Source organism: Achromobacter sp. GW823-FHT04E03, assembly GCF_058796095.1.
In genome coordinates this window covers 362,066-375,056 of sequence record NZ_JBXAIJ010000004.1, presented here as the reverse complement: position 1 = coordinate 375,056, position 12,991 = coordinate 362,066, and the positions used below count along the sequence as shown (strand labels likewise).

General features: G+C 64.6%; 14 protein-coding genes. 2 read left to right on the top strand and 12 right to left on the bottom strand.

Annotated elements, in window-relative coordinates; genetic code table 11:
- The first annotated feature begins 8 nt into the window (after positions 1-8).
- Positions 9-1,130: an anhydro-N-acetylmuramic acid kinase gene (locus AC1RHV_RS26850; protein WP_306650853.1), complete on the top strand. Its 1,122-nt coding sequence runs from the start codon at positions 9-11 to the stop codon at positions 1,128-1,130.
- A gap of 67 nt (positions 1,131-1,197) precedes the next feature.
- Here the strand turns inward: AC1RHV_RS26850 and erpA are convergent, their stop codons facing one another.
- From erpA to pmbA, 12 genes are all read right to left on the bottom strand, one after another.
- Positions 1,198-1,569, bottom strand: a complete 372-nt coding sequence (gene erpA, locus AC1RHV_RS26845; RefSeq protein ID WP_013391415.1) for an iron-sulfur cluster insertion protein ErpA — start codon at positions 1,567-1,569, stop codon at positions 1,198-1,200.
- An 86-nt stretch (positions 1,570-1,655) separates the two neighbouring features.
- On the bottom strand, positions 1,656-2,402 hold the full coding sequence (locus tag AC1RHV_RS26840; RefSeq protein ID WP_054458387.1) for a DUF6776 family protein: 747 nt from the start codon (positions 2,400-2,402) through the stop codon (positions 1,656-1,658).
- Positions 2,403-2,446: 44 nt separating this feature from the next.
- Positions 2,447-3,511 (bottom strand): N-acetyl-gamma-glutamyl-phosphate reductase, encoded by a 1,065-nt coding sequence (gene argC / locus AC1RHV_RS26835; protein ID WP_054458385.1) that lies wholly within the window; start codon positions 3,509-3,511, stop codon positions 2,447-2,449.
- A gap of 214 nt (positions 3,512-3,725) precedes the next feature.
- Positions 3,726-4,118: a 30S ribosomal protein S9 gene (gene rpsI / locus AC1RHV_RS26830; RefSeq protein ID WP_006217310.1), complete on the bottom strand. Its 393-nt coding sequence runs from the start codon at positions 4,116-4,118 to the stop codon at positions 3,726-3,728.
- 9 nt (positions 4,119-4,127) lie between these two features.
- Positions 4,128-4,556, bottom strand: coding sequence for a 50S ribosomal protein L13 (gene rplM / locus AC1RHV_RS26825; protein WP_013391412.1), 429 nt, complete (start codon positions 4,554-4,556; stop codon positions 4,128-4,130).
- Between the two features lie 298 nt (positions 4,557-4,854).
- Entirely contained in the window at positions 4,855-5,565 is a 711-nt protein-coding gene (locus AC1RHV_RS26820; protein WP_054458384.1) for an ABC transporter ATP-binding protein, read from the bottom strand.
- The gene (locus AC1RHV_RS26815; protein ID WP_054458382.1) at positions 5,562-6,350 is read right to left on the bottom strand and encodes an ABC transporter ATP-binding protein; all 789 of its coding nucleotides are present in this window, start codon (positions 6,348-6,350) and stop codon (positions 5,562-5,564) included. The genes AC1RHV_RS26820 and AC1RHV_RS26815 overlap by 4 nt, the downstream gene beginning before the upstream one ends.
- Positions 6,343-7,218, bottom strand: a complete 876-nt coding sequence (locus AC1RHV_RS26810; protein ID WP_054458380.1) for a branched-chain amino acid ABC transporter permease — start codon at positions 7,216-7,218, stop codon at positions 6,343-6,345. The genes AC1RHV_RS26815 and AC1RHV_RS26810 overlap by 8 nt, the downstream gene beginning before the upstream one ends.
- 3 nt (positions 7,219-7,221) lie before the next feature.
- Positions 7,222-8,103, bottom strand: a complete 882-nt coding sequence (locus tag AC1RHV_RS26805) for a branched-chain amino acid ABC transporter permease (protein WP_054458379.1) — start codon at positions 8,101-8,103, stop codon at positions 7,222-7,224.
- A gap of 169 nt (positions 8,104-8,272) precedes the next feature.
- The gene (locus AC1RHV_RS26800; protein ID WP_054458376.1) at positions 8,273-9,427 is read right to left on the bottom strand and encodes an ABC transporter substrate-binding protein; all 1,155 of its coding nucleotides are present in this window, start codon (positions 9,425-9,427) and stop codon (positions 8,273-8,275) included.
- Between the two features lie 256 nt (positions 9,428-9,683).
- On the bottom strand, positions 9,684-10,781 hold the full coding sequence (locus tag AC1RHV_RS26795; RefSeq protein ID WP_175181750.1) for a TRAP transporter substrate-binding protein: 1,098 nt from the start codon (positions 10,779-10,781) through the stop codon (positions 9,684-9,686).
- 220 nt (positions 10,782-11,001) lie between these two features.
- The gene (gene pmbA / locus AC1RHV_RS26790) at positions 11,002-12,366 is read right to left on the bottom strand and encodes a metalloprotease PmbA (RefSeq protein ID WP_054458372.1); all 1,365 of its coding nucleotides are present in this window, start codon (positions 12,364-12,366) and stop codon (positions 11,002-11,004) included.
- Between the two features lie 58 nt (positions 12,367-12,424).
- Between pmbA and yjgA the strand changes: the two genes are divergently transcribed.
- Entirely contained in the window at positions 12,425-12,976 is a 552-nt protein-coding gene (yjgA, locus tag AC1RHV_RS26785) for a ribosome biogenesis factor YjgA (RefSeq protein ID WP_054458370.1), read from the top strand.
- Positions 12,977-12,991: the final 15 nt, after the last annotated feature.

The following is a 12,991-nucleotide window of genomic DNA, read 5'->3' as shown; positions in this document are numbered from 1 at the left end:
AGGCTCTCGTGAATCCTTCCACAACTAACGCTCAGCTCTATATCGGACTGATGTCAGGCACCAGCGTGGACGGCGTGGACGGCGTGCTGGTGCGCCTGGGCGACGGCGCGGCGCCAGCCGTGCTCGCCAGCGCCAGCCTGCCCATGCCTGCGGACCTGCGGCGCGAACTGCTGGCCCTGAATCAATCCGGCGACGACGAGCTGGCCCGCGCCGCGCTGGCCGCCAACGCCCTCGCCCGCCTGTATGCCCAGGCCGTGGCGGCCCTGTTGCAGCAGGCCGGCGTCGCGGCCGGCGACGTGACCGCCATCGGCGCCCACGGCCAGACGGTCCGGCACCGGCCCGACCTGGGCTACACCGTGCAACTCAATGCCCCCGCCGTGCTGGCGGAACTGGCCGGCATCGACGTGGTGGCGGATTTCCGCAGCCGCGACGTGGCCGCGGGCGGCCAGGGTGCGCCGCTGGTGCCGCCCTTCCACGCTGCCATCTTCGGCGCGCCGCAAGGCCGCGCCGTCCTCAACCTGGGCGGCATCGCCAACGTGACGCTGCTGGAGCCGGGGCATGCGCCCCGCGGCTTCGACACGGGACCCGCCAACGTCCTGCTGGATGGCTGGTGCCAGCGTCACCTGGGCCGGCCTTATGACGCGGATGGCCGCTGGGCCGCGACCGGCCAGGTGCTGGCGCCGCTGCTGGAACAAATGCTGGCCAGCGAACCCTGGTTCGCCCTGCCCCCGCCCAAGTCCACCGGGCGCGACCTGTTCAACATGCAATGGCTGGACGACCGCCTGGCCGCGTTCGACGGCCCCAAGCCTGCGCCGCAAGACGTGCAGGCCACGCTGCAACGCCTGACCGCGCGCACGGTCGCCAATGCCGTCGATGCGGCCGCGGCGGGCACGCAGGAAGTCTTCGTCTGTGGCGGCGGCGCGCGCAATCCGGGCCTGATGCGTGAGCTGGCCTACTGCCTGCAGCGGCCCGTGCACGCCACCGATGCGCTGGGCGTGCCGGCGCAGGAAGTCGAGGCCCTGGCGTTCGCCTGGCTGGCGCAGGCCTTCGTGCAGCGCAGGCCGGCGGGCCTGCCCGCCGTCACCGGCGCGCGTGGCCCGCGTATCCTGGGCGCGCTCTATCCCGCCTGAAAACCGCACGCCCATGCAAAAAGCCCTTCGGCGCGCCGAAGGGCTTTTGCTTTTCCTGCCTGGGTGATTACACCGAGAACGAGGAACCGCAGCCGCAGGTGGTGCTGGCGTTGGGATTGCGGATGACGAACTGCGCGCCTTCCAGGTCTTCCTTGTAGTCGATCTCTGCGCCGACCAGGTACTGGAAGCTCATCGGATCCACCAACAGTTGCACGCCAGCCTTGTCCAGCACGGTGTCGTCATCGTTCACGACTTCGTCGAAGGTGAAGCCGTACTGGAAACCCGAACAGCCTCCGCCCTGCACGAAAACGCGCAGCTTCAGCTCAGGATTGCCTTCTTCGGCCAACAGATCCTTCACTTTGGCCGCGGCCGAGTCGGTAAACACCAGGGGAGCAGGCGGGGCGGCCTGCAGGTCGACGGTTTCGGTCACTGCATTCATGGTTCACTCCTGGCCGGTTCGGCCATATTTCGGTGAGCGGCAACGGCGCTCGCATAGTGTCACTATAGCGCAGGGCTTGCGCAGACTCAAAGTTCGAGCTTGACGCTTCTTGACGCCCGGACCGTGTCGCCCTCCAGGACGCTGACGGTCACGCTTTCGGGGACAAATCCGTCGGGCAGCGCCAGGATGCCCTGGCTGCGCTGATACTGGTCGAACTGCAGTGCCAGCGGCGAGGTCGGCGTGCTGTCTCCAGGAATGGCGACGGAGCCGGATTCGGCCTTGACCTGCATGGGCGCCAGATCCACCTTCACGGTCTCGCCCTTCAGGATGCCGGTGGCCTGGAAACGCAAAGCGCCCGAAAACGGAGACCCGCCATTGCGGCCGCTGCGCATCAGCAGGACCTTGTAGCGCAGGCCGCCGCCGCTGCGGTCGATCTCGACGCCGCGGATGTCCACCGAACCCTCGGGGCCCGGCGGCAACAGCTGCTCATAGAACGCCAGTTGATCGCGGACCCGGCCGACCTCGGCCTGGACCGTGCGCAGCTGCGTTTCCAGTTCCTGGCGCGCGGCGCGTTCGATGACCAGTTCGCCGTCGGCGGTGTCCAGTTGGCCCTGCGTGTAACGCAGCTGGGTCGACTGCTGACGCATGGCCTCTTCCTGGACCTCGGCCTGCCGGGCGCTGATCACCACGGCATCCTGCGGCCGGTAGAGCTTGCGAGCGTAGAAAAAACTGGCGGAACCGCCCAGCAGCACGCCGATCAGCAGGCCCACGAATACGCGCGCCAATCCGCCGGCGGAGCGAGGCTGGGGCGTGGTAGAGGAATCGGCGGGCATAAAGAGCGGCGGCTTGCGGCCTTACGGCCGCAAGCCTGCGTACATCAAGGCAGGATCGCGACCTGGTCCAGGCCGGTCGATTCAGGGATGCCGAACATCAGGTTCATGTTCTGCACGGCCTGGCCAGCGGCGCCCTTGACCAGGTTGTCCTGGATCACCAGGACGATCAGTTGGTCGCCATTGCCGGGACGGCTGAGCGCGATGCGCAGATTGTTGGAAGCGCGCACCGAACGGGTTTCCGGCAGGCTGCCGGCGGGCATCACGTCAACGAAGGGTTCGTCAGCGTAGCGCTGTTCAAACAGGGCCTGGAAGTCGGTATCGCGGGCCTCGGGCAGGATGCGCGCGTAGATGGTGGAGAACATGCCACGGATCATCGGCACCAGATGCGGCACGAAGGTCAGGCCGACCTTGCCGCCAGCGATCTTTTCCAGCTGCGCGACGATTTCCGGGTGATGGCGGTGGCCAGCCACGCCGTAGGCCTTGAAGTTGTCGGAGGCTTCGGAGAAGAGCGAGCCCACTTCCGCCTTGCGGCCAGCGCCCGAGACGCCCGACTTGCAGTCGGCGATCAGGGTTTGCGCATCGATCAGCTTCTTGCCGCCTTCGAGCAGCGGGGCCAGGCCCAGCAGCACGGTGGTGGGATAGCAGCCGGGGTTGCCGATGACGCGGGCCTTGGAGATGGCCTCGCGGTTCAGCTCCACCAGGCCATACTGGGACTCGGCCAGGATATCCGGGCAGGTATGGGGAATCTTGTACCAGCGTTCGAACGTGGGGATGTCCTGCAGGCGGAAGTCCGCGGCCAGGTCGATGACCTTGGTGCCGGCATTGATGAGTTCCTGGGCCTGGGCCATGGCAACGCCGTGGGGCGTCGCGAAGAACACGACGTCGCAATCCGTCAGCGTGGCCTTTTCCGGCGCGGAGAAAGCGATATTCACGCGGCCGCGCAGGTTCGGATACATGTCAGCCACCGGCAGCCCGTCTTCCTTGCGGGACGTGATGGCGGTCAATTCCACATTGGGATGCTGCGACAGCAAGCGCAGCAGCTCGACGCCGGTGTAACCGGTGCCGCCGACGATACCAACCTTGATGCGGGTGTTCGATGCTTGGGCCATGATGTGTGCTCTTCGTAGAACGAGGATCGATTGTATCGCTCGGGAAAGCGGGTGTTGCGGCTAAGAGCCCGAAATGGCACCGCAGTCCTTCTTTCCGACCGGAGGGAATGCGCGGAGTTCCGCGCGGGACGTACAACGGCCGGACCGCATCCGGCGCTGGAACAAACAGTGCGAAAAAAAGCCCGCCGAAGCGGGCTTTTCTTGCAGCAGCGTATTAACGCTTGCTGAACTGCTTGCGCCGACGTGCCTTGCGGAAGCCGACCTTCTTGCGTTCGACTTCGCGGGCATCGCGGGTGACAAAGCCAGCTTGCGACAGTGCGGGCTTCAGGGTCGCGTCGTAGTCGATCAGGGCACGCGTGATGCCGTGACGGACTGCGCCGGCCTGGCCGGTTTCACCGCCGCCGTGCACGTTGACCTTGATGTCGAACGATTCCAGGTGGCCGGTCAGTTCCAGCGGCTGGCGCACGATCATGCGGCCGGTTTCGCGGGCGAAAAAGTCGTCGACGGGCTTGCCGTTGACAACGATCTTACCCGTGCCCTTCTTGATGAAAACGCGAGCCACCGAGGTTTTGCGACGGCCGGTTCCGTAATTCCAGTTACCGATCATGGCGTTTCCTTAGATATCCAGCGTCTTGGGCTGCTGGGCGGTGTGCGGGTGCTCGGCACCGGCGTACACCTTCAGTTTCTTGATCATGGCGTAGCCCAGAGGACCCTTGGGCAGCATGCCCTTGACAGCCTTCTGGATGGCGCGGCCGGGAAAACGCTCTTGCATCTTCTCGAAGTTCGTTTCACGGATACCGCCCGGGTACGTCGTGTGGCGGAAGTACTTCTTGTCCTTCGCCTTGGCGCCCGTAACAACGATATCGGCAGCGTTGACGATGACGATGTAGTCACCGGTATCAACGTGCGGCGTGAATTCAGGTTTGTGCTTGCCACGCAGACGACGTGCGACTTCGCTGGCCACACGACCGAGGACTTTGCCCTTGGCGTCGATCACAAACCAGTCACGTTGGACTTCATGCGGCTTGGCCACAAAGGTCTTCATGATGGTTCCTAAGAATAAAAATTTTCCTGGCTGGACCATCCAGCCAGTTTTTTTCCCCGAACTAGACCGAAATCCAAGAAAGAACCCATCGGGTTTTCCAAATATTCAGTCGATATCAGCGTCTTGCCTAAGCGTTATTACCCGCCCGTGCATTAGCCAAAATGAGGGAAAGCCTGCGATTCTAACACAGCTGCTCAAAAAGTGGGCAACTTAATCCGCGTTGGAAATACGCCGACGGCGCCCTGAGGCGCCGCCGGCACATCCAAACAATCAGGGACGCACGCCCTGGAGCGCCGGTTCAGGCGCCCAGGTAGGCTTCCAGCACGCGCGGATGGCCCAGCAGTTCGCGGCCGGTGCCGGTCAGCGCCATGGCGCCGTTCTCCAGCACGTAGCCGTGCTGGGCGATCTTCAGCGCCTGGCGCACGTTCTGCTCGACCAGGAACAGGGTCAGGCCGTCGGCGTTGATCGCGCGCAGGGAGCGGAAGATTTCCTGCACCACGATGGGCGCCAGGCCCATCGAGGGTTCGTCCAGCAGCAGCAGGCGCGGCTTGGCCATCAGGGCCCGGCCGATGGCCAGCATCTGCTGTTCGCCGCCGGACAGGTTGCCGGCGATGCCGGTGATCCGTTCCTTCAGGCGCGGGAACAGGTTGAACACGTATTCCAGGTCCGAGTCGACGTTCTTCAGGCCGCGGCGGTAGGCGCCCAGCTCCAGGTTTTCGAGCACGGTCATGGTGGTGAGGATGGCCCGCCCTTCCGGCACCTGGACGATACCGCGCGCCACCAACTGGTGCGGCGGCAGGTTGGTGATGTCCTCGCCTTCGAAAGTGATCTTGCCGCGCGCCTTGGGCAGCAGGCCCGACAGCGCCAGCAGCGTGGTCGACTTGCCGGCGCCGTTGGCGCCGACCAGGGCGGTGATTTCCTTGGCGTTCAGGTCCAGGTCGATGCCGCGGACGGCTTCGATGTGGCCGTAATTGACCTCGAGTCCGCGGACTTCCAGCATGGCGCTCATTTGGCGGCCTCCGCTTGTTCGGTGTCTTCGTCGTCTTCGCGGCCCAGATAGGCTTCGATGACCTGTTCGTTGTTGCGGATCTCGTCGGGTCCGCCGCAAGCGATGATCTTGCCGAAGTTCAGCACCGCGATGCGCTCGCACAAGCCCATGACGAAGCGCATGTCGTGCTCGATCATGAGGATGGTGTAGCCGCGGTCGCGGATCGCCAGGATCTCGCGCATGAGTTCGGCGCGCTCGCCGGTGTTCATGCCGGCGACCGGCTCGTCCAGCAGCAGCAGCTTGGGCTCGGTGGCCAGCGCGCGCGCCAGCTCCAGGCGGCGCTGTTCGCCGTAGGACAGGTTATCCGCCAGGTCGTTGGCCTTGTGGTCCAGGCGCATCCAGGTGAGCAGTTCGTGCGCGCGCTCGCGGGCGCGCTTTTCGTGCTCGCGGTAACCCGGCAGGCCCAGCAGCAGGCTGGGGAAGCCGTAGTTCATGTGGCGATAAGCGCCCACCACCACGTTCTCCAGCAGCGTCATCTCCTTGAAGAGACGGATGTTCTGGAAGGTGCGGGCGATGCCCATGCGCGTGATGCGGTGCGGCTTCTTGTCCAGCACGCTCTGGCCGTTGAACGTGATGGTGCCGCCGCTGGGCGGCAACAGGCCGGTGATGAGGTTGAAGACCGTGGTCTTGCCGGCGCCGTTGGGGCCGATCAGGCCGAAGATGGCGCCTTCGGGAACCGACAGGCTGACGTCATGCAGCACATGCAGGCCGCCGAAGCTCTTGGAGACGGAAGAAAGCTCAAGCATGGCGCTTGCCTCCCTGGCGTCCTTGGCGCATCCAGCGCTTGAAGCGCGCCGGATCCCAGATGCCTTGCGGCAGGAACAACACAATCACCACCAGAATCACTCCATTCGCGACCAGGCGCAGATCGGCAAAACCGCGCAGCATTTCGGGCAGCACGGTAATGATGAAGCTGCCCAGCACGGGACCGGCCAGGCCGCCGATGCCGCCCAGGATCGCCATGGTCAGGATTTCCACGCCACGGTCGAAACCGTATTCGTTGGGGCCGATGAAGAAGGTCAGGTGCGCGTTCAGGGCGCCGGCCAGACCCGCGATCATCGCGCCGGCCACGAAGGCCAGCATCTTGTTGGCGCGCACGTCGATGCCCATCAGGCCGGCCGCGGTTTCGTCGCCGCGGATGGCGTCGAACGAGCGTCCGATCTTGGAGGCCCGCACGCGCCACAGCACGAACAGCACGATGACGACCGACAGCACTACGTGCCACCACTGTGTCAGCTGCGGGATGCCGTTAAGGCCCAGCGCGCCGCCGGTGATGGACTCGGTGTTGAGGATGGTCACGCGAACCACTTCGCCAAAGCCCAGCGTGGCCATGGCGAGATATACCCCGGACAGCCGCAAGGTCGGCAAGCCGATCAGCGCCGCCACCAGCGCGGGCGCGGCCATGCCGCCGGCCAGCGCGACCGAGAACGGCGCGTCGTAGTTCATGGTGAGCAGCGCGGCGGTGTACGCCCCGATGCCCATGAAGGCTGCGTTGGCCATGGCCAGCATGCCGCAAGCCAGGGTCAGCCAGATGGAGAGGGCCAGCAAGGCGTTGGTGCCCAGCGTGAGCACCAGGTTGCCGTAAATGGCCCAGAAGTTTTCGAATCCGCTCATTCTTTAAGCCTTGCGTTGAACCACTTTGCCGAACAGACCTTGCGGGCGCACCAGCAGGATCAGGAACAGCAGGCCGAAAGCCACCGCATCGCGCATGGTGGAGCCGATGTAGGCCACCGACAGCACCTCGGCAAAGCCCAGGAACAGGCCGCCCAGCATGGCGCCGCGGATGTCGCCCATGCCGCCCAGGATGATGACCGCGATGCCCTTGTGCAGCATCGGCTGGCCCATCAGGGGGAACAGCGCGTTGGAGTACAGGCCGATCAGCACGCCGGCCACGCCGCCCAGGGCAGCCGCGGCGAACGAGGTGGTGACGAACAGTTTTTCGACGTTGATGCCCAGCAGCCACGCGGCCTTGGGCGATTCGGCGATGGCGCGCAGGGCGCGGCCGAATTGCGTGCGGCGCATGACGTACATCAGCACGGCCATCAGCGCGAAGGACAGGAAGATGATGCCCAGTTCAATGACGGTCAGGTGCAGGCCGGCGACCTCGATCACTTCCTCGGGCACGGTGCCGTGCGGGAAACGCAGGTTGCTTGCGCCGAAGATGCCCTGGGCGGTGTTGTTCAGGATGATGCCCACGCCGATGGTGGCGATCATGGGGATCAGGTGGGGCGCGTTGCGCTTGCGCAGCGGCTTGAGCACCAGGTAGTCGATGATGACTCCGGTGAAGCCGGCGACGAAGAACGCTGCCATCAGTCCCGCCCAAAGGGGCAGGCTGAATTGCTGCACGACGAACAGTGCCGCGTAGGCGCCAACCATGAAGACGGCGCCATGCGCCAGGTTGATCACCCCGAGCACGCCGAAGATCAGCGTGAAGCCCAGCGCGAACAGTGCATACACACAGCCCAGCGACAAGGCATTGACGAATTGTTGTTCGAACATGATGGGACTTTCCAAAGCTGTGAGGGCCCCATGCAGCGGCCACTGCATGGCCTTGAGCCTCCCGGCGGGGAGGCATTTCTTTTAGGGTGACGGCCCTGCGATAAAAAGCGCCTTGCGAGCGGCCGCGCCGCCCGCAAGGCGCATCCCCCCGCGCGGGGATGCGCAGCGCTTACTTTTCGATGACGTACTTGCCGTCCTTCGTCACGCTGACGATGGGAGCCTGGTCGGCATCGTAGCCGGCGGGCTTGCCGGCGCGGTCGTTGGCCTGACGGAACTTGAACGGGCCAGTGGCGCCGGTCCAGGTGACCGCGGGCAGCGCGTCGCGCAGGGCTGCGCGATCCTTGGGCAGGTCGCCCGAGATCTTGACGTTCTTCAGCGCCTGGGCGGCGATGTACATGGCGTCATACGACTGGGCCGCGAACTGGTCCGGCGCGCCATTGAACTTGGCCTTGTAGGCGTCGATGAACTTGACGTTCTCGGGAGCCTTGTTCTCGATCGACCAGGGGCTGCCGATCCACAGATTGTTCGACGCGCCGCCAGGGGCCAGGTCGAAAATCTTGACCGAGTTCATGCCGTTGCCGCCGATGACGGGAACGTTCAGGCCCAGTTGGCGGGCCTGCACCATGATCGGGGCGCCTTCGGCCAGCAGTGCGGACAGCACGATGGCGTCGGGGTTGGTGCCCTTGATCTTGGTCAGCTGGGCCTTGAAGTCCACGTCGCCCTTGGCGAACGTTTCGGTCGTCGTGACCGGGATCTTCTGATCTTCCAAGGCCTTCTTGAAGTTGTCGTAGCCGCTCTTGGTGAAAACGTCGTCGTTGCCGTAGAGCACCGCCACGTTCTTCAGGCCGGTCTTGGCCTTGACGGTGGCGATGGTGGCCGGCAGCACGTCGGCTTCGGTGACCGAGTTGCGGAACACGTAGTTGCCGATGGAGGTGATGCCGTCAGCGGTATTGGAGGTGCCGAAGGCGACCGTCTTGGCGGCCTGGGCGATCGGGTCGGCGGCCTGGGCCGAGTTGGACAGCGTCGGGCCGAAGACCATCAGGACGTTGTCCTTGAAGATCAGCTTCTTGAAGACGTTGATCGCTTCTTCTTTCTTGCCTTGTTCGTCCTCGACCACGAGCACGATCTTGTTGCCGTTGATGCCGCCGGCGGCGTTGATTTCATCAGCGGCCAGCTGGAAACCGTTGCGGATCGACACGCCGTACTGGGCGGCGCCGCCCGACAGGGCTTCGGCCACGCCGATCTTGATGTCGGCTGCATGGGCAGCCGGGACGATACCGGCAGCGATCAGCGCGGCCAGCAGCTTCTTGGTCTTGGATTGCATGGTTGTTACCACCTTAAAGTCTGTCTCGGAATATTGGTAATCCGGGCTGATGTAATCCTGCCGGATTGACGTCGGATGCCGCCTAAAGGCGCCATGTTTGCGCGTCAAGACCCGGGATATTACTCCTTTGTATCAGGCGGCTACTCGAACGCCATTCAACAAAAGCCTACAAACCGCCCATTTTTTTGTAAAAAACGTGTGGTTACTAGCAAAAACCCTAACGCTGGCCGAATGTTATTCGGCAGGCGTAAGTGTCCTACGTTCTGGCCGATAACGCTACGCCCAGGTATTGGTCGTAGGCGCTTTCGGTCAGGCGGAACCATGGCATTTCGCTGTCGCGAAAACCCATGTAACTATCATGCATCGCCTTGAATCTGGGGTCTTTGGCGCCCAAGTCCTTGTAGAGTTGCTGCGTGGCCTCGAACGCCAGGTCCATGATGGACCGCGGGAATGTACGGATTTGCGTGCCGTTTGCCGTCAATTGGGCCAGAGCGGCCGCGTTGCGGGCATCGTAGCGGGCGATGGCGGCGGCATGCGCGGCCTGTGCGGCGGCATCCACCACGGCCTGGTAGTTCTTGGGCAGCGCGTTCCAGGCCTCGTCGTTGATATACAGCGACAGCTGCTCGCCAGGCGCCCACCAGCCGGGTGCGTAGTAATACTTAGCAACCTTATTAAGACCGAGCTTGTCGTCATCGTAGGGACCCGCGCCCGCCACCGCCTGCAGGCCGTCTTTCTCGAAGGCTTCGGCCAGCTTGGCGGGATCGGCCTGCTGCGGCGCCACGCCCAGCTTGGCCAGCACGTCGCCGGCCAGGCCGCCGACGCGCATTTTCAGGTCTTTCAGGTCGCCGGCGCGCTTGATTTCCTTGGTGTACCAGCCGCCCATCTGGGCGCCGGTGTTGCCCAGCGGAAAGTTGATGATTTTTTCAGGCTTGAAGAGTTCGCGGGTCAGCCTCAGGCCGCCGCCTTCGCTCATCCAGGCGTTCATCTGCCTGGCGTTCAGGCCGAAGGGCACGCCAGCGTCGAAGCAGAAGACGGGGTTCTTGGCGTAGTAGGCGCGGGACGAGGCATGGCCGCATTCCACCTTCTTGGTGGAGACCGCTTCCATCAGGTCCGCGGCGGGCACGATCTCGCCCTCGGGGAAATGGCGGATGTTGAACTTTCCGCCCGTGGCTTCGGAGACGAACTTGCAGAAGCTTTCGCCGGCGCCGATGCGCAGATCCAGGGCGCTGGGGAAGCCGGAAGACAGGCGCCAGCTCAATGAGGGCATGTCCTGCGCGAACGCGGGCGCGCTGACGGCGGCTCCGGTGGCGACAGCGCCGAGACCGGCGTGCTTCAAGAACGAACGTCGTTGCATCTCTTTGCTCCTTTACCGCAACACCTGGGACATCACGCAATACCCGCTGGATATTACACGCCGATATGGGCCGACATTAACAGGACAGCGGGTAAAGGTTTGCAAATAGAGGGTGACGCGGGTCCGCGAATGGGCAGCGCGCAGGGGCTGCAAAGCAGTGCAAGGACCGGGGGCCGTGCAAGTCCGCGGCGGCCATGATGTGGCCGCCGCTCTAGCGGCGTCAGATTCCGGCGATCGCCATCTGCTCGATCAGGATCGAGCCAGTGGTCTTGGTGCCGCGCGATATCGTGTCGGCGCCGACCGCCACGATCTGCTTGAACATGTCGGCGAGATTGCCGGCGATGGTGATTTCCTGCACCGCGTGCTGGATCTGGCCGTTTTCCACCCAGTAGCCGAACGCGCCGCGCGAGTAGTCGCCGGTGACGTAGTTCACGCCCTGGCCGATCAGTTCGGTGACGAGAAAGCCCGTGCCCATCTTCTTGAGCATGGCTTCGAAGTCGTCGCCGCGGCGGGTCTGGGTGGAACTGAACACCAGGTTATGCGAACCGCCGGCGTTGCCGGTGGTCGTCATGCCCAGTTTGCGGGCGGTGTAGGACGACAGGAAATAGCCTTCCAGCACCCCGGCCGACACCACGCTGCGGCGACGCGTGCGCACGCCTTCGTCGTCGAAGGGCGAGCTGCCCATGGCGCCGCGGATGTGCGGGTCTTCGGTCAGGTTGATGTGCTCGGGGAAGACGGGCTTGCCCAGCGCGTCCAGCAGGAAGCTGGCCTTGCGGTACAGCGCGCCGCCATTGGCGGCCTGGGTCAAGGCGCCCACCAGCCCCAGCGCCAGGGGCGCTTCGAACAGGACGGGGAACTTGCCGGTGCGGATGCGGCGGGCCGACAGGCGCGACAACGTGCGCTCGGCGGCGTAGCGGCCGATGGCCTCCGGCGAGGCCAGCTTGGCAGGATCGCGTTCGGAGCTGTACCAGTAGTCGCGCTGCATGCCATTGCCGCGTCCGGCGATGGGCGCGACCGACAGGCTGTGGCGCGAGTACGGATAGCCGCCCAGGAAGCCGCGCGTGTTGCCCATCACGAACTGGCCTTCGTAGGTGCCCACGGTGGCGCCATCGGTATTGGTGATGCGCGGATCGACCTCGCGGGCGGCGCGCTCGGCGCGCAGCGCCAGCTCGGCGGCCTCTTCGGTGGACACGCCCCAGGCGCGGTGCAGGTCCAGGTCGGGGAATTCGGTGGCCAGCTGATCGGCGTCGGGCAGGCCGGCGGCCGGATCGGCGGCGGTGTGGCGCGCAATGTGCCAGGCGGCTTCGACCGTCTGGCGCAGCGCCGCTTCGGAAAAGTCGGAGGTGGAGGCCGAACCGCGGCTCTGGCCGGCGTAGACCGTCAGGTCCAGCGAACGGTCGCGGGTCTGTTCGACGGTTTCGATGTCGTTCTTGCGTACGGAGACCGACAGGCCCAGGCTTTCCGAGACTTCCGCCGCTGCGTCGGAGGCGCCGATCTGGCGCGCATAGGCGAGGGTTTGTTCGACGAGTTCAGAAAAACGCGCGTGATTCGCCGCCAGCGGCAAGGATGAGGAGGTTTTAACCATTGCTGTCCAATTTGCAGAGACGGTTATCATAGCCAAGTCTGTCATTGCGCAGTTTTCCATGAATTCCCATATTGAAGAAGAATCCGTCGACGACGGTTACGACGAGAACGGCTACGACCGTCCCAGCAAGTCGCAGGTCAAGCGCGAAATGCACGCCTTGCTGGACCTGGGCAAGCAGCTGATCGAACTGTCCCCCGAACGCCTCAAGCAATTGCCGCTGGCGGAGCGCCTCTATGAAGCGATCCGCACCGCGCAGCGCACCACCGGGCGCGAGGGCAAGCGGCGCCAGGTTCACTTCGTGGGCAAGCTGATGCGCGACGCGCCCGCCGACGAGATCCGCGCCCAGCTCGACGTCTGGGAAAACGGCTCGCGCGAGGAAACCGCCGCCATGCACCGGCTGGAGACCTTGCGCGACCGCCTGCTGGACGACGACGAGGCCCTGACCCGGCTGCTCAATAACAATCCGCAGGCCGACGTGCAACAGCTGCGCGCGCTGATCCGCGCCGCCCGCAAGGAAAAGCTGGCCAACGCCGCCCTGCTGCAAGGCCAGGAGCCGCAGAAGAAGCACTACCGCGCGCTGTTCCAGGCCCTGAAGACCCTTACCCTCTGATTTTCACCGTCCGCC

What these genes read in the sequence shown, in the direction of transcription:
- erpA (WP_013391415.1), bottom strand. Translation starts at nt 1,569, where the DNA reads ATGAATGCAGTGACCGAAACCGTCGACCTGCAGGCCGCCCCGCCTGCT.
- AC1RHV_RS26840 (WP_054458387.1), bottom strand. Translation starts at nt 2,402, where the DNA reads ATGCCCGCCGATTCCTCTACCACGCCCCAGCCTCGCTCCGCCGGCGGA.
- argC (WP_054458385.1), bottom strand. Translation starts at nt 3,511, where the DNA reads ATGGCCCAAGCATCGAACACCCGCATCAAGGTTGGTATCGTCGGCGGC.
- rpsI (WP_006217310.1), bottom strand. Translation starts at nt 4,118, where the DNA reads ATGATCGGTAACTGGAATTACGGAACCGGCCGTCGCAAAACCTCGGTG.
- rplM (WP_013391412.1), bottom strand. Translation starts at nt 4,556, where the DNA reads ATGAAGACCTTTGTGGCCAAGCCGCATGAAGTCCAACGTGACTGGTTT.
- AC1RHV_RS26820 (WP_054458384.1), bottom strand. Translation starts at nt 5,565, where the DNA reads ATGAGCGCCATGCTGGAAGTCCGCGGACTCGAGGTCAATTACGGCCAC.
- AC1RHV_RS26815 (WP_054458382.1), bottom strand. Translation starts at nt 6,350, where the DNA reads ATGCTTGAGCTTTCTTCCGTCTCCAAGAGCTTCGGCGGCCTGCATGTG.
- AC1RHV_RS26810 (WP_054458380.1), bottom strand. Translation starts at nt 7,218, where the DNA reads ATGAGCGGATTCGAAAACTTCTGGGCCATTTACGGCAACCTGGTGCTC.
- AC1RHV_RS26805 (WP_054458379.1), bottom strand. Translation starts at nt 8,103, where the DNA reads ATGTTCGAACAACAATTCGTCAATGCCTTGTCGCTGGGCTGTGTGTAT.
- AC1RHV_RS26800 (WP_054458376.1), bottom strand. Translation starts at nt 9,427, where the DNA reads ATGCAATCCAAGACCAAGAAGCTGCTGGCCGCGCTGATCGCTGCCGGT.
- AC1RHV_RS26795 (WP_175181750.1), bottom strand. Translation starts at nt 10,781, where the DNA reads ATGCAACGACGTTCGTTCTTGAAGCACGCCGGTCTCGGCGCTGTCGCC.
- pmbA (WP_054458372.1), bottom strand. Translation starts at nt 12,366, where the DNA reads ATGGTTAAAACCTCCTCATCCTTGCCGCTGGCGGCGAATCACGCGCGT.
- yjgA (WP_054458370.1), top strand. Translation starts at nt 12,425, where the DNA reads ATGAATTCCCATATTGAAGAAGAATCCGTCGACGACGGTTACGACGAG.